At 72.8% G+C, this 14,431-nt stretch carries 11 protein-coding genes, 2 pseudogenes and 1 riboswitch; of the genes and pseudogenes, 7 read left to right on the forward strand and 6 right to left on the reverse strand.

Annotated elements, in window-relative coordinates; all coding sequences use genetic code 11:
- Positions 1 to 29: 29 nt before the first annotated feature.
- The 4 genes and pseudogenes from E4N62_RS04425 to E4N62_RS04440 all read right to left on the reverse strand — a co-directional run.
- A pseudogene (locus tag E4N62_RS04425) lies at positions 30 to 1,728 on the reverse strand (ABC transporter ATP-binding protein); the annotation flags it as partial.
- Positions 1,725 to 2,832, reverse strand: a pseudogene (locus E4N62_RS04430) (CbiQ family ECF transporter T component). The pseudogenes E4N62_RS04425 and E4N62_RS04430, both read right to left, overlap by 4 nt.
- Positions 2,833 to 2,892: 60 nt before the next feature.
- The gene (locus E4N62_RS04435; protein WP_230212004.1) at positions 2,893 to 3,660 is read right to left on the reverse strand and encodes an SCO2322 family protein; all 768 of its coding nucleotides are present in this window, start codon (positions 3,658 to 3,660) and stop codon (positions 2,893 to 2,895) included.
- Complete coding sequence (locus E4N62_RS04440; protein ID WP_230212005.1) at positions 3,657 to 5,024, reverse strand: prenyltransferase/squalene oxidase repeat-containing protein; 1,368 nt, start codon at positions 5,022 to 5,024, stop codon at positions 3,657 to 3,659. Before E4N62_RS04440 ends, E4N62_RS04435 begins: the two co-directional genes overlap by 4 nt.
- A gap of 112 nt (positions 5,025 to 5,136) precedes the next feature.
- Positions 5,137 to 5,273: riboswitch (cobalamin riboswitch) on the reverse strand.
- A 45-nt stretch (positions 5,274 to 5,318) separates the two neighbouring features.
- Between E4N62_RS04440 and E4N62_RS04445 the strand changes: the two genes are divergently transcribed.
- Positions 5,319 to 6,116 (forward strand): phosphotransferase, encoded by a 798-nt coding sequence (locus tag E4N62_RS04445; protein WP_230212006.1) that lies wholly within the window; start codon positions 5,319 to 5,321, stop codon positions 6,114 to 6,116.
- Positions 6,117 to 6,159: 43 nt separating this feature from the next.
- Here the strand turns inward: E4N62_RS04445 and E4N62_RS04450 are convergent, their stop codons facing one another.
- A complete protein-coding gene (locus E4N62_RS04450) occupies positions 6,160 to 7,188 on the reverse strand; it encodes an MBL fold metallo-hydrolase (protein WP_230212007.1) in 1,029 nt (342 codons plus the stop codon).
- Positions 7,189 to 7,352: 164 nt separating this feature from the next.
- On the opposite strand from E4N62_RS04450, the gene E4N62_RS04455 reads away from it, so the two are divergent.
- Genes E4N62_RS04455 through E4N62_RS04465 form a run of 3 tightly spaced genes read left to right on the forward strand, consistent with a single transcriptional unit; the run spans position 7,353 to position 9,998 of the window.
- Positions 7,353 to 8,843: an aldehyde dehydrogenase gene (locus E4N62_RS04455; protein WP_230212452.1), complete on the forward strand. Its 1,491-nt coding sequence runs from the start codon at positions 7,353 to 7,355 to the stop codon at positions 8,841 to 8,843.
- Positions 8,843 to 9,076: a ferredoxin gene (locus tag E4N62_RS04460; protein ID WP_230212008.1), complete on the forward strand. Its 234-nt coding sequence runs from the start codon at positions 8,843 to 8,845 to the stop codon at positions 9,074 to 9,076. The genes E4N62_RS04455 and E4N62_RS04460 overlap by 1 nt, the downstream gene beginning before the upstream one ends.
- 55 nt (positions 9,077 to 9,131) lie before the next feature.
- Positions 9,132 to 9,998: a tetratricopeptide repeat protein gene (locus E4N62_RS04465; RefSeq protein WP_230212009.1), complete on the forward strand. Its 867-nt coding sequence runs from the start codon at positions 9,132 to 9,134 to the stop codon at positions 9,996 to 9,998.
- A 278-nt stretch (positions 9,999 to 10,276) separates the two neighbouring features.
- Here E4N62_RS04465 and E4N62_RS04470 read toward each other — a convergent pair whose 3' ends face one another.
- Entirely contained in the window at positions 10,277 to 10,936 is a 660-nt protein-coding gene (locus E4N62_RS04470; RefSeq protein ID WP_230212010.1) for a TetR family transcriptional regulator, read from the reverse strand.
- A gap of 217 nt (positions 10,937 to 11,153) precedes the next feature.
- On the opposite strand from E4N62_RS04470, the gene E4N62_RS04475 reads away from it, so the two are divergent.
- Genes E4N62_RS04475 through E4N62_RS04485 form a run of 3 tightly spaced genes read left to right on the forward strand, consistent with a single transcriptional unit; the run spans position 11,154 to position 14,415 of the window.
- On the forward strand, positions 11,154 to 12,581 hold the full coding sequence (locus E4N62_RS04475) for a glycosyltransferase family 4 protein (protein ID WP_230212011.1): 1,428 nt from the start codon (positions 11,154 to 11,156) through the stop codon (positions 12,579 to 12,581).
- Entirely contained in the window at positions 12,575 to 13,351 is a 777-nt protein-coding gene (locus E4N62_RS04480) for a class I SAM-dependent methyltransferase (protein WP_230212012.1), read from the forward strand. Before E4N62_RS04475 ends, E4N62_RS04480 begins: the two co-directional genes overlap by 7 nt.
- Positions 13,348 to 14,415 (forward strand): prenyltransferase/squalene oxidase repeat-containing protein, encoded by a 1,068-nt coding sequence (locus tag E4N62_RS04485; protein WP_230212013.1) that lies wholly within the window; start codon positions 13,348 to 13,350, stop codon positions 14,413 to 14,415. Before E4N62_RS04480 ends, E4N62_RS04485 begins: the two co-directional genes overlap by 4 nt.
- The last annotated feature ends 16 nt before the right edge of the window (positions 14,416 to 14,431 follow it).

Below are 14,431 nucleotides of genomic sequence, written 5' to 3' on the forward strand. Positions count from 1 at the left end.
CGGGTGGCCGGTTCCGGGGCCGCTGCTCGCAGGGCGCGTCGTACCTGGGCCGTGGTCAGCCAGGGCTGCGGGGCGAGGATCTTCGTGACCTGCGGGGCGAAGGAGGGGGAGCCGACGACCACCTCGGCGGTCGGCCCGTCGGCCACGACCTCCCCGTCGGCGAGGATCAGCACGCGGCGGGCCAGCTCGGCGGCCAGCTCCACGTCGTGCGTGGCCAGGACGATGGCGTGCCCGTCGGCCGCGAGGCCGCGCAGCAGCGCGATCAGGCGTGCCTTGGCCGCGTAGTCGAGGCCCCGGGTCGGTTCGTCGAGCAGGAGCAGCGGCGGGCGGGCCGTGAGGACCACCGCCAGCGCGAGGGCCAGCCGCTGTCCCTCCGACAGGTCGCGGGGGTGCGTGTCGTCGGCGATCCCGGTCAGCAGCTCGGAGGCCAGGGCTCGGCATGTGCCCGGGGCGGCCCCCGCGTCCCGGTCCGCCGCCGCGCACTCCGCCGCGACCGTGTCCGTGTACAGCAGGTCACGGGGTTCCTGCGGTATGAGGCCCACGCGGCGTACGAGGTCCGGGGGCGCCGTGCGGTGGGGGACCAGGCCGCTCACCCGGACTGAACCGGCCGCCGGTTCCACCAGGCCGACCAGCGCGGACAGCAGGGTGGACTTGCCGGCGCCGTTGCGGCCCATGAGGGCGATGGTCTCGCCGGGGGTGACGGTGAGGGAGACGTGGGTGAGGGCGTGGACGCGGCCGTGGTGGACGTCGAGGGCCGTGACCGTTGCCGGGGTGTCGTGCGGGGGGGGTGTGGGGGTCGGGCGTTTGCCGAGGAGGCGCCGGAGGAGGGGGAGGGGTGGGGGCGGGGAGAGCTCGGGGTTGGTGTCGTGTGCGGGTGCGGGTGGTCTGTGGCTGGTCGCGCAGTACCCCGTGCCCCTCGGGGCGAGGGTTCCCGCAGGGGCCCGAGCGGCGGCGGGCGTCCCGGACTGTCAGGGAGGGGGACCAGCCGGCCAGGCGGCCCAGGTCCACCACCGGTGGGTACACGGGCGAGACGGCCATCACCTCGGCCGGCGTGCCCAGGACCGGCGGGGCTCCCGGGGCCGGGAGGAGGGTGACCCGGTCGGCGTACTGGACGACGCGTTCCAGGCGGTGCTCGGCCATGAACACGGTCGTGCCCAGGTCGTGGACGAGCCGCTGGAGCACGGCCAGGACCTCCTCGGCGGCGGCCGGGTCCAGGGCGGAGGTCGGCTCGTCCAGGACCAGCACGCGGGGGTGCGGGGTGAGGACGGATCCGATCGCGACGCGCTGACGCTGGCCGCCGGAGAGCGTGGCGAGGGGGCGGTCCCGGAGGTCGGCGAGACCCAGCAGGTCGAGTGTCTCCTCCACCCGCCGCCGCATGACGTCCGGGGCGAGCCCCAACGACTCCATCCCGTAGGCGAGTTCGTCCTCGACCGTGTCCGTCACGAAGTGCGCCAGCGGATCCTGGCCCACCGTGCCGACCACGTCGGCGAGTTCACGCGGCTTGTGGGTACGGGTGTCCCGCCCCGCCACCGTCACCCGGCCGCTCAGGGTGCCCCCGGTGAAGTGCGGCACGAGCCCGCTCACCGCCCCCAGCACGGTCGACTTGCCCACCCCCGACGGCCCCACGAGCAGCACGAGTTCACCCTCCGGTACCTCGAAGTCCACACCCCGGACGGTGGGTTCGGCCGCGCCGTCGTACGTCACGGACACATCCTGGAAGCGGATCACGAGGTTTCCTCCTCGGACGGGGCAGCGGTCGGCGCGGGGACGGCGAACGCGGGCAGCAGGCCCAGCAGGATCGCGGCGGCGGGCAGGAGGGGAAGGTCGGGGAGGTGAGCGGGACGACGGTGGGGTGCAGCGCGGCGGGGTCGTACGCGGCGCAGACGATCAGCAGCGCGGCGACGGCCACCCCGGACCCGGCCACCAGCCACGCCCGCACCCCCACGCGTCGGGCCGATAGCGGGTGCGCGGCGAGCGACGGCCGCCCAGCCGCAGTCCCGCCAGCGCGGCGGCCACTCCCGTGAGCAGCACGGGGAGGCCGTAGCCGCCGCCCTCGGCGGTCAGCACGCCGTACGTTCCCGCGCAGACGCCGAGCAGCCCACCGAGGGTGAGCGCGGCGGTCGTACGGCGGACGGGTGCCGGGACCTCGGCGGTCCGGCCGTAGCCGCGCGAGTCCATCGCGGCAGCCAGCGCCACCGACCGCTCCAACGCGCCCTCCAGCACCGGGAGTCCGACGTGCAGCAGCCCCCGTACGCCACGGTCCGGCCGGCCCCGCAGCCGCCGCGCGGCCCGCAACCGCTGTACGTCCGCCACCAGATGCGGGGCGAACGTCATCGCCACCACCACGGCCACCCCGGCCTCGTACAGGGCGCCGGGGAGGGACTTGAGGAGGCGGGCCGGGTTGGCCAGGGCGTTGGCGGCACCGACGCAGATCAACAAGGTGGCCAGCCGCAACCCGTCGTACAGCGCGAACAGGACCCCCTCCGCCGTGACCCGGCCGCCCAGCCGGATCCCCTGCGCCCAGACGGGAAGCGGCACTTCGGGGAGCGTGACCAGGGTGTGCGTCCCGGGGACGGGCGACCCCAGCACGACCGCGAACCCGAGCCGGACGCCCAGCACCACCAGCCCGAGCTTCACGAACGCGGTGTACGAGCGGGCCCAGGGGGCGTCGGTCCGGTGCGTGGCCACGACGTATCCGGCCACCGCGATGAGCAGGGCGAGGAGCAGGGGGTTGGTGGTGCGCGACGCGGCGGTGCCGAGCCCGAGGGCCCAGACCCACCAGGCGAGGGGATGCACCCCGACCCCGCCGCCTCGTACCGCCGACTCGCGCACCCTGCGCCTGGCCGCCCCCGACTCCGGGCGCCCTGTGTCGAACCCTCGCACCGCGCCGCCCTATCCCCGACGCCGTCGCGCCCGCCACACCGCCGCGCCTCCCAGCACGGCGACCGCTCCCACGCCCACGAACAGCCCGACGGTCGGCCCCTCGCCCTCCTGGGTGGCACCGTCGGCCGACGAACTCGGGTCATCGGCACGACCGTCGGAGCCGGACGCGGACGGGGACGCGGACGCGGACGCGGACTCGGAGTCGGTGCCGGTGTCGGCACCGGAGTCGACCGCCTCGCCGCAGCCCCGCACCGGATATCCCCCGATCGCGCAGAGCAGCGCGTTCGTGTCGTACCGGAGGGGCTTGGCGACGGACGCCAACGCCTCGGCCGTGGTCGCGTCGTCCGGCACCCGCGCACAGGCCGTACGCGCCTTCGGATGTGTCTCGCCCTCCGGCGCGTCGGCGGCCGTACCGAAGTCGATGACCAGCGCGACCCGCTTCTGACCGCCCCGCGCGGCCGTGTCCCCGCAGACCGAGGCGAAGTCGGCGGAGCCACGCGGCCGGACCGCGTCCGACGAGTCCCGGCTCACGGAGAACCGGAAGCCCTGCACCTCTCCGTCCGCCGGGCGCGCGGTCGACGGCCCCTGCGTGGCGTACGCCCAGGCGGAACCGTCCCGCTCCCAGAAGGACCAGTACCGGTACGCGGCCGCGTGGGCGGGCCCCGAACTCCCCAGCAGGAGCAGCAGAGCGCCGAGCGACACGAGCACCGGCGACAGCGCGCCGCCCGGCGTCACGGCAGCCGAACCCCGTGCGGCTCCCCTGCGACGCCCGGTCATGCCTGCGGCCGCTTCCGGCCGGCCCTCACCAGCACGAACCCGGCGGTGGCGGCGACCACGACCAGCCCGAGTCCGATCGCCCACCAGGCGCCCGCCCCGAGGCCGTCGCCGGCCTCGTCCCCGGCGGTCGTGTCGTCGTACGGCACCGAGGAGTAGTCGCTCCCCTCACCGGCCGGGCCGGAGTCCTTGAGCTGGGCGACGAGATCGGCACCGCCGAAGTCACGCGGGTCACCACCACAGGCGTGCGCCGCGAGCACGAGCTGGGCGTACGCTGCGGGCCCTGCCTTGGCCGCCCACACCCCGTAGTTCTTCCGCAGCCAGGCGAGCGGCTTGTCGGTGGCGGCCAGGTTCCCGGCGGCGGCGAGCGCCACGACCGCGTCGGCGGTGGTGCCGTGGTCGGGCTGGTCCTCCGCACCCGCGAGGGAGGACTTCAGATAGCCGTCGGCGGTAAGGGCACCGGCCAGGTGGACGGCCCCGTTGTGCGCGAGCTTCTCCGGGGATTCCCCCGGGACGCAGGCGCCGAACGACCCCTTGCCCTTGCCCTTGTCCGTGCCTGTGCCCGTGCCGTTGTCCTTGTCCTTCCCCGTGCCGCCGCCCGACTCGACCACGAACCCCTCGCCGAGGCTGCCGAGCACCGCGGCGGCCGTGGCGTCGGCGTTCGCGGCGAGACCGCCCTTCTTGTCGGGCTGGTAGGCGAAGGCGCCGCCGTCCTCGGCGCCGTTCTTGTCGCCCGTCTCCCCGTCGCCGCAGGGGAGGGCGAGGGAACGCAGGGCGTCGTAGGGGGAGTTGCCGTCCTTCTGCTGCTTCTCCGGGGCGTCACCGGCGGCGGCCAGCGCGCCGATCACGACGGACGTCGAGTTCGCGTCGCTGGGCCCGCCCGGGGTGTAGCCCCAGCCGCCGTCCTCGTTCTGGTTGTCCTTCAGCCACCGCACCGCCCGGCCGGCCTCGGCGTCCCGCCCGCCGACCGCGGCGAGTGCCTGTATCGCGGCGGCCGTGCTGTTGGTGTCGACGGCCGTCTCGGCGTCGCACCGCGCGGTCGCGTCGGCGCGGTACGCCGCGAACGCCCCGCTCGCGCACTGCTGCCCGACCAGCCACTCCACGGCCCCGGCACCGGGCTTCTCACCCACGGTGTCCAGGGCGAGCAGGGCGAGGGACTGCCGCCATACGCCGTCGTACGTGGGGTCGGTGTATCCGTACAGTCCGGTGGGGATCGCCTGGGAGGGCGAGGCGGAGGGAGCGGTGGACGCCTCGGACGCCGTGTCGGCGGCGAAGGCGGCCGACGCGAAACCGGTACCGGTCCCGGTGCCGAGCCCGGCTGTGGCGACCAGTACGGCGACGACCGCGGCGCTGCGGCGGACATTCATGATCGGCGGCTGCCTCTCCCTGACGGGGAGCCGGGCGGCACGGCGGAGCGCCGGGCGGCTCGGCTCCGTATTCCTCGACGGTGCCGTGCACCGGCGGGCCGCCGGTGACGCGAGCCGGTCACGATTCCCTGCAGGGCAGTCCGACTTGCCACCCTGTCGCGGGCGGCTCACGGTTGCGGGTCAGCGCCGGATTTGCACCGGCTTCCCCCTGTACGGGTGTGATGACGACGCGGTCACTCTACCTGTCGGTAGCCAGGTTCCTGAGGGCCGTTCGTGCCGCGATAGGTTCGGGCCATGCGTACGGGGAGACTGCTGGGCGCGGGCCGCACGGCCGACGTGTACGAACTCCACGCCGACGAGGGCGAGTCCGGACCGCACGGTCCCGACGGCCTCGCCGAGGACACCGGGACCGTCGCCCCCGGCGGCCCAGCCGACCGTGACGGAGCCGACAGACATACCGGACGCGACGGTCCCTGGGTGCTGCGGCGCTACCGGGACGGGTCGGGTGACGCGGCGGCCGAGGCCGAGGTCATGGAGCACGTGCGGAGCCATGGTTACCCCGTCCCGCGCGTCCGCTCGGCGAACCGTACGGAGATGGTGCTGGAGCGGCTGTCCGGGCCGACCCTGCTGGAGGCCTGCGCCGGCGGCCGCGTCGCCCCGGCGGAGGTCGGAGCCACCCTGGCCCGCCTCCTGCGGACCCTCCACGCCCTTCCGCCCCGGCACCGCCCCGCCTCCAGCGTCCTCCACCTGGACCTCCACCCGGAGAACGTCCTTCTCACGCCGCGCGGTCCGCAGGTCATCGACTGGAACAACACCGAGGAGGGGCCGCCCGGCCTCGACTGGGGCGTCTCGGCGATGATCCTGGCCCAGGTCGCCGTCGCCCCGTCCGACCCGCGCGCCCGCCTGGCCCACGCCACCCTCGTCTCCCTCCTCGCGAACCGGTCCGAGGGCGCTTCCGGCTTGACGGAGGACGGGCTGGCCGAGGCGAGGCGACGCCGGACGGCCAACCCGACGATGTCCGTGCACGAGAACGAACTCATGGGACCGGCGGAGGAGTTGATCCGCGGGCTCGCGGATCCGGCGGAGGCCTGAGCGGAAGCCCCATGCCGCCGGAAGCCTCACACCGCCGGAGGCGTCATACCGCCACGTACCGCACCGGATCCGCCCCCGCCACCGCCTCCGCCCTGCCCAGCTTCACCAGCCGTCGTACATGGGCCTCCGCCTCGGAGACCGCGATGTTGCGCGAGCCGAAGGGGATCTGGGGCCAGGGGCGGTTCCACTCCATGCGTTCGGCGAGCTGCCACGCGGTGAGGGGGGTGGAGAGCAGGGCGAGCAGGTCGGTGAGCCGCAACTCGTGGTGGGCCAGCAACTCCCGTACGCGCGCGGCCGCGTCGGTGAACGTGTACTGATGCGCGGGCAGGATCTCGGCGGCGCCCAGGCGGCCGACGCGTTCCAGGGAGTCGAGGTAGTCGCCGAGGGGGTCGGTGACGGTGTCGTCGTCCGGGTCCTCGTAGAGGCCGATGTGCGGGCTGATCTCGGGCAGGAGGTGGTCGCCGGAGAACAGGCGCCCCTGGCCCGGGAGTTGTGCGGGGTGTGCCTCCTCCAGGTGGAGGCAGACGTGTCCGGGTGTGTGGCCCGGCGTCCAGATCGCGCGGACCCGGCGGCCGGGGAGGTCGAGGAGTTCGCCGGGCACGATCTCGCGGTCGGGGAGCGCGGGGGAGAACCCGGGCAGCGCGCGCGGGCGGCGCGGGGCCCGCAGGGGCGCGAGGTGCTCCTCGGGCGCGCCCGCCGCCGTGAGCTTGTCCGTCATGTAGGAGTACCAGCGCTCCGGGCCGGTCCCGCGCGTGCGCCGGACGATCGCCGTGTCCGCCGCGTGCATCGCGATCCACGCCCCGGACGCCTCGCGCACCGCCCCCGAGAGGCCGTGGTGGTCGGGGTGGTGGTGCGTGATCACGACCCCGTGGATCTCCGCGACCGATGTGCCGCACGCGCTCAGGCCCGCCGAGAGCGTGTCCCAGGACGCCGGGTCGTCCCAGCCGGTGTCGACGAGGACGGGCCCCCGGTCGGTGTCGACGACGTACACGAGGGTGTGGCCGAGCGGGTTGTCCGGGATGGGGACCTCGATGGACCGTACGCCTCCGCCGTGATCGGTCACCTGTGTCATGGGCCCACTATAACTAGAACGAGTTCCACCGGGGATGGGCGTGTGAACGCGCGGGTGTCCGCACCGGCCCGCCCGCGACATGGACTCCTTCTCCTGGAACTGGTATCAGTTCCCTATTCGAAACTGACGGTATGTCAGAGAAGTGGCTCCGGGAGGCAACGGCCATGACCGAACTCGTGGAACACGGACAGCTGTTCATCGGCGGGGAGCTGACCGACCCCCTGGGCACGGACGTCATCGAGGTGGTCTCGCCGCACACGGAGGAGGTCATCGGCCGCGTCCCGCACGCCTCGCGCGCGGACGTCGACCGCGCCGTGGCCGCCGCGCGCCACGCCTTCGACCACGGCCCCTGGCCCCGGACGACCCTCGACGAGCGGATCGAGGTCGTCACCCGGATCAAGGACGCCTTCGCCGTGCGCCACGAGGAGTTCGCCCGGATCATCAGCTCCGAGAACGGCACCCCGTTCACCTCCAGCGTGATGGTGCAGGCTCTCGCGTCGATGATGGCGTGGGACGCGGCGATCACCACGGCCCGAGACTTCACGTACGAGGAGCGGCGCGGCGGCGTCCTCGGTCAGATCCTGGTCCGGCGTGAGCCGGTCGGGGTGGTCGCGGCGGTCGTCCCCTGGAACGTGCCGCAGTTCACCGCCGCCGCCAAACTCGCCCCCGCCCTGCTCGCCGGCTGCCCCGCGATCCTCAAGGTGTCCCCCGAAACCCCCCTGGACGCGTACCTGTTGGCGGAGATCGCCACCGAGGCCGGCCTGCCCGAAGGCGTGCTCTCCATCCTTCCCGCCGACCGTGAGGTCAGCGAGTACCTGGTCGGGCACCCGGGCGTCGACAAGGTCTCCTTCACCGGCTCGGTCGCCGCCGGCAAACGCGTCATGGAGGTCGCCGCCCGCAACCTCACCCGCGTCACCCTGGAGCTGGGCGGCAAGTCGGCGGCCGTGATCCTCCCCGACGCCGACGCACAGACCGCCGTGAACGGCATCGCCCCCTTCGCCTGGATGATCAACGGTCAGGCCTGCGTGGCCCAGACCCGCATCCTCGTCCCGCGTACCCGCTACGACGAGTTCGCCGAGGCCTTCGCCGCCTACGCCTCCGCGCTGAAGGTCGGCGACCCCCTGGACCCGGCCACCGAACTCGGCCCGCTCGTCGCCGCCCGTCAGCAGCGCCGCAGCCTCGACTACATCCGCATCGGCCAGGAGGAGGGCGCCAAGATCCTCACCGGCGGCGGCCGTCCGGCGGACCTGGAGCGCGGCTGGTACGTCGAACCGACCCTCTTCGGCGACGTCGACAACTCCATGCGCATCGCCCGGGAGGAGATCTTCGGCCCGGTCATCTGCCTCCTGCCCTACGGCGACGAGACCGAGGCCGTCCGTATCGCCAACGACTCCGACTACGGGCTCAGCGGCAGCGTCTGGACCGCCGACGACGAACGCGGCATCGACATCGCCCGGCAGGTCCGCACCGGCACCTACTCCGTCAACACCTTCAGCCTCGACATGCTCGGCCCCTTCGGCGGCTACAAGAACTCCGGCCTGGGGCGCGAGTTCGGCCCCGAGGGGTACGGCGAGTACCTGGAGCACAAGATGATCCACCTGCCGCCCGGCTACGAGCCGCCCGCCGGCGTCACGGCGGGCAAGGGCGTCGGGTGATGGGCGACCGCTGGCACGTGGAGGTCGACCGGTCCCTCTGCATCGGCTCGGCCCAGTGCGTCCACCTCGCCCCGGACTCCTTCCGCCTCGACTCCGCCATGCAGTCCCACCCCGCCGAATCGGAGACCGACGCCCACGAACGCGTCCTGAAGGCGGCGGAGGGCTGCCCGGTGGAGGCGATCTCCATCGCCCTGCTCGGGAGCGGGGAACCGGTGTTCCCGCCCGAGGAGTAGGGGCCTACGCTCTGCGGTCGGCACACGAACGAACACACACGCGGGGCGGGAAGAAGTGCGGAAGTCCGAGGCCAAGAGACTGATCGAGCAGGCGTACGCGGCCTGGGACACCGAGGAGTGGCAGCGTGCCGCCGACCTCTACGAACAGGTGCTCGCCCATTTCCCGGACGAGAAGCCGAGCGCGGCGTGGTGGTACGACGCCGCGCTCGGCCACAAGTTCCTGCGCCACTGGGACAAGGCCTTCGAACTGGGCGTCCAGGCCGCCGCCAGCGCGTCACGCGGCGAGGGCGACCCCGCGTTCTGGAACCTCGGCATCGCGGCGACGATCCGCCGCGACTGGGCGGTCGCGCGCGACGCCTGGGCCGGTTTCGGCCTCGACGTCCCGGACGGCGAGGGCGAGATCAAGGGCCGCTTCGGCCATGCCTGCGTGCGCCTGGACACCGACGGCGAACGCGAGGTCGTCTGGATCGAGCGGCTGTGCCCGACGCGCGGCCGCGTGATGAACGTCCCCGTGACGGGCGGCCGCCGCTACGGGGAGATCGTCCTGCACGACGGCCGGCCCAACGGCGAACGCGTCGTCGACGGGTCGACCTTCCCCGTCTTCGACGAGTTGCTGCTCTTCGAGGCGTCCGACCTGCCCACCCTCGAAGTGACGGTCGCGGTCGGCGAGAGCGCCGACCTGGCGGCCCTCCTCGCTCTCTTCGGTGACCACGACTTCGGTGCGGAGACCGCCGGCAGCGTCACCGTGCACTGCGCCTGCTGCAGCGAGGGCACGCTCCACAAGGAGGCGACCCCGACCCGCACCGGCGCCCAGCGCGTGCGCCTCGCGGCCCCGGAGGAGGACGCGAGACGGCTGCTGGACCGGTGGGCGGGCGAGAAGGTGATCGGGCGGAGCTGGAGCGGGCTGGAGATCACGGGCTAGGGGCGGGACGAAGATCATGCCCTGCTGGGTAAAAAAATCCCATATGAGGGGTTGCATTCCCGTATGAGTGTTCTATCGTAGAAATCAGCCTACGAGACGAGTGAGGGAGCCGACCGGAGTAGCCGACATGGGCGAGAGGTAGCAGATCCGCCGATGCCGACGTCGACGGTCGGGCTGAGAGGCCGGAAGGCAGCAGGACAGGGCCGGAAGGCGACCCCAGCACCTGATCCGGGTAATGCCGGCGCAGGGAACCCGTCTCGTAGGTCTTTCTGTGTGCTCTATTTGCTGCTTGTTCTCGGGGCCGTCAGGTCGATCAGCCGGCAGACCGTTTCGATGTCGATCTTCACCTGGGCGATGGACGCGCGGCCGGAGAGCCAGGTGATGAGGGCCGAGTGCCAGGTGTGCTCGATGACGCGGACGGCGGAGAGCTGCTCGGCGGTCGGGTCGTCCAGCCCCATGGCGTCGAGGATGATCGCGGTGGTCTGGTGGGAGACCTGGTCGACCTCAGGGCTGACGCTGCGGTCGGCGAAGGTGAGGGCGCGCACCATCGCGTCGGCGAGGTGGGGCTCGCGCTGCAGGGCCCGGAAGGCCCGCATCAGGGTCTCGGCGACGCGCTCGGCGGCCGTCTCGCCGGTCGGGGGCTTCTTGCGGAGCGTGCCGTGCATGTGCTCCAGCTGATCCTGCATGGTGGCGACCAGCAGATGGATCTTGGAGGGGAAGTAGCGGTAGAGGGTCCCCAGGGCGACCTGTGAGGACTCCGCGACCTCACGCATCTGCACGGCGTCGAAGCCGCCCCGGCTGGCCAACTGGGCGCTCGTGTGCAGGATGCGGCGCCGGCGTGCCTCCTGGCGCTCCGTGAGGGGCGGCGAGTCCGGTCGCGCGGTGCCGGCATCCACCTTGGCCTCCAGCTTGGTCTCCACCTTGGCTTCCGCAGGCATGGTTCTCGTTCCGTGGCGGTCGTGACGGGCGGTGAGGATATGCGATCACAGAGCACGCCAGGGCGTGTGCCGTGGCGTGAATCACCTGATCCATCTCTCACAGCGGTTCTACCAGCCGGTAGATTCAGAGCCTCTTGAACGATCAACTCTGAAACTTGTTCTAGATTACCGTCTCGTCGTAATCTCACGGGAAATCGCAGTGAGAAGGGGGCCAGGAGTGACCGCTGAGGCCAGTCGGGCGGGGTCCCGACGTGACCTTGCCGCCGACGGCGGGCGACCGCTCGACATCGCGCTCCTCACCTATAAAGGGAACCCGTTCTGCGGGGGCCAGGGCGTCTACGTACGGCACCTCTCACGCGAGCTGGCCCGGCTCGGCCACCGCGTCGAGGTGATCGGCTCCCAGCCCTACCCCGTGCTCGACGAGGACGCCGTCCCCGACGACGGACCGGGCCGGATCTCCCTCACCGAGCTGCCCAGCCTCGACCTCTACCGCCAGCCCGACCCCTTCCGCACCCCGAAGCGGGACGAGTACCGCGACTGGATCGACGCCCTCGAAGTGGCGACGATGTGGACCGGCGGTTTCCCCGAGCCCCTGACCTTCTCGCTCCGCGCCCGCCGCCATCTGCGCGCCCGGCGCGGCGAGTTCGACGTCGTCCACGACAACCAGACCCTCGGGTACGGGCTGCTGGGGGACGTGGGGGCCCCGCTCGTCACCACCATCCACCACCCCATCACCGTCGACCGGCAGTTGGAGCTGGACGCGGCCGAGGGCCGGCAGCGCCGGATGTCGGTGCGCCGCTGGTACGCGTTCACCCGTATGCAGAAGCGGGTCGCGCGCCGGCTGCCGTCCGTGCTCACCGTCTCCGGCACCTCCCGCCAGGAGATCGTCGACCACCTCGGCGTGCGCGACGACCGGATGCACGTCGTGCACATCGGCGCCGACACCGACCTCTTCTCGCCGAATCCCGAAGTGCCGCAGGTGCCCGGCCGGATCGTCACCACCTCCAGCGCGGACGTGCCGCTCAAGGGGCTCGTCTTCCTCGTGGAGGCGCTCGCCAAGGTGCGCACCGAGTACACCGCCGCCCATCTGGTCGTCGTCGGCAAGCGGCCCACCGAGGGCCCGGTCGCCCAGGCGATCGATCGGTACGGCCTCGAAGGCGCTGTCGACTTCGTCAAGGGCATCTCCGACGCCGAACTGGTCGACCTGGTCCGCTCGGCCGAGATCGCCTGCGTGCCCTCGCTGTACGAGGGGTTCTCGCTGCCCGCCGCCGAGGCCATGGCCACCGGTACGCCCCTGGTCGCCACCACCGGCGGAGCCATACCGGAGGTCGCCGGACCCGACGGCGAGACCTGCCTCGCGGTTCCCCCGGGCGATCCGGGTGCCCTGGCCACCGCGCTGGGCCGCCTCCTCGGCGACCCCGGCCTGCGGCAGCGGCTCGGCCGCGCGGGGCGGGAGCGCGTACTGCGGCGGTTCACCTGGGCCAAGGCCGCCGAGGGCACGGTCGCCCACTACCGCGAGGCGATCGCCCGCAGGGGCGTCGCGGCCGCCGGAGCAGCCGCAGCCGTCGACGGCGCCGAGGCCGTCGAAGAAGCAGCAGAAACACACCGCGAAAGCGCCAACCGCGAAAGCAGGGCCACGTGCTGACCGTCGACTTCTCCCGGTTCCCGCTCGCCCCGGGGGACCGGGTCCTGGATCTCGGCTGTGGAGCGGGCCGGCACGCCTTCGAGTGCTACCGGCGAGGCGCCCAGGTCGTGGCCCTGGACCAGAACGCCGAGGAGATCCGCGAGGTCGCCAAGTGGTTCGCGGCGATGAAGGAGGCGGGCGAGGCCCCCGAGGGAGCCACCGCCACCGCGATGGAGGGCGACGCCCTCGCGCTGCCCTTCCCCGACGAGTCCTTCGACGTCGTCATCATCTCCGAGGTGATGGAGCACATCCCCGACGACAAGGGCGTCCTCGCCGAGATGGTCCGGGTGCTCAAGCCCGGCGGCCGCATAGCCGTCACCGTGCCGCGCTACGGCCCCGAGAAGGTCTGCTGGGCGCTCTCGGACGCGTACCACGAGGTCGAGGGCGGCCACATCCGCATCTACAAGGCGGACGAGCTGCTGGCCAAGATCCGCGAGGCGGGCCTCAAGCCGTACGGCACCCACCACGCCCACGCCCTGCACTCGCCCTACTGGTGGCTGAAGTGCGCGTTCGGCGTCGACAACGACAAGGCGCTGCCGGTGAAGGCGTACCACAAGCTTCTGGTCTGGGACATCATGAAGAAGCCGCTGGCGACGCGGGTCGCCGAGCAGGCCCTCAACCCCCTGATCGGCAAGAGCTTCGTCGCCTACGCGACCAAGCCGCACCTTCCCCGGATCGCCGGGGAAGCCGGGGCCGAAGCCGGCACCGAGGCCGGGGCGGCCGCCAAGTGACGACGCCCCGGACAGAACACCTGGTCCTGCCCGGGGTCCTCACCGCGGAGGAGGCCGCCGCCACCGTGCGAGGCGTCCTCGCGGTGCAGCGCGCGGACGGCGCCATCCCCTGGTTCCGCGGACACCACCTCGACCCGTGGGACCACACCGAGGCGGCCATGGCCCTGGACGCCGCCGGTGAGCACGAGGCCGCCGAGCGCGCCTACGAGTGGCTGCGCCGGCACCAGAACGAGGACGGCTCCTGGTACGCCGCGTACGCCGACGGTGACGCCCACGACGTCACCGACCGGGGCCGCGAGACCAACTTCGTCGCCTACATCGCCGTCGGTGTCTGGCACCACTACCTGGCCACCGGCGACGACACCTTCCTCGACCGCATGTGGCCCGCCGTCTACGCGGCGATCGAGTGCGTCCTGCGGCTCCAGCAGCCCGGCGGGCAGATCGGCTGGAAGCGCGAGGACGACGGCACACCGGTGAACGACGCCCTGCTGACGGGCAGTTCGTCCATCCACCACGCGCTGCGCTGCGCCCTCGCGATCGCCGAGCAGCGCGAGGAGCCGCAGCCCGACTGGGAGTTGGCGGTGGGTGCCCTCCGGCACGCGATACGCCGGCACCCCGAGCGGTTCCTCGACAAGGACCGCTACTCGATGGACTGGTACTACCCGGTGCTCGGCGGCGCGCTCGCCGGCGCCGAGGCCAAGTCCCGCATCGAGGAGGGGTGGGACCGTTTCGTCGTCCCCGGCTTCGGTGTCCGCTGCGTGGTCCCCAACCCCTGGGTGACCGGCGGCGAGTCGGCCGAACTCGCCCTGGCGCTCTGGGCGATGGGCGAGTCCGACCGCGCCCTGGAGATACTCCAGTCCATCCAGCACCTCCGCGACCCCGACTCCGGCCTGTACTGGACGGGGTACGTCTTCGAGGACCGGGCGGTCTGGCCCGAGGAGCTCACCTCCTGGACCGCGGGTTCACTGCTGCTGGCCGTGGCCGCGCTCGGGGGCGACGAGGCGACGTGCGCGGTGTTCGGAGGGGAGCGGTTGCCCTCCGGGCTGGACGCGGAGTGCTGCTGAAGTGAGGGGCGCGTCG

The sequence above is a fragment of the Streptomyces sp. MNU76 genome, from assembly GCF_020982545.1.
Lineage (GTDB): Bacteria > Actinomycetota > Actinomycetes > Streptomycetales > Streptomycetaceae > Streptomyces.

Bases quoted from the DNA above. Each gene is read 5' to 3' on its own strand.
- E4N62_RS04445 (WP_230212006.1), top strand. From the start codon at position 5,319: ATGCGTACGGGGAGACTGCTGGGCGCGGGCCGCACGGCCGACGTGTAC.
- E4N62_RS04460 (WP_230212008.1), top strand. From the start codon at position 8,843: ATGGGCGACCGCTGGCACGTGGAGGTCGACCGGTCCCTCTGCATCGGC.
- E4N62_RS04450 (WP_230212007.1), bottom strand. From the start codon at position 7,188: ATGACACAGGTGACCGATCACGGCGGAGGCGTACGGTCCATCGAGGTC.
- E4N62_RS04435 (WP_230212004.1), bottom strand. From the start codon at position 3,660: ATGACCGGGCGTCGCAGGGGAGCCGCACGGGGTTCGGCTGCCGTGACG.
- E4N62_RS04455 (WP_230212452.1), top strand. From the start codon at position 7,353: ATGACCGAACTCGTGGAACACGGACAGCTGTTCATCGGCGGGGAGCTG.
- E4N62_RS04440 (WP_230212005.1), bottom strand. From the start codon at position 5,024: ATGAATGTCCGCCGCAGCGCCGCGGTCGTCGCCGTACTGGTCGCCACA.
- E4N62_RS04470 (WP_230212010.1), bottom strand. From the start codon at position 10,936: ATGCCTGCGGAAGCCAAGGTGGAGACCAAGCTGGAGGCCAAGGTGGAT.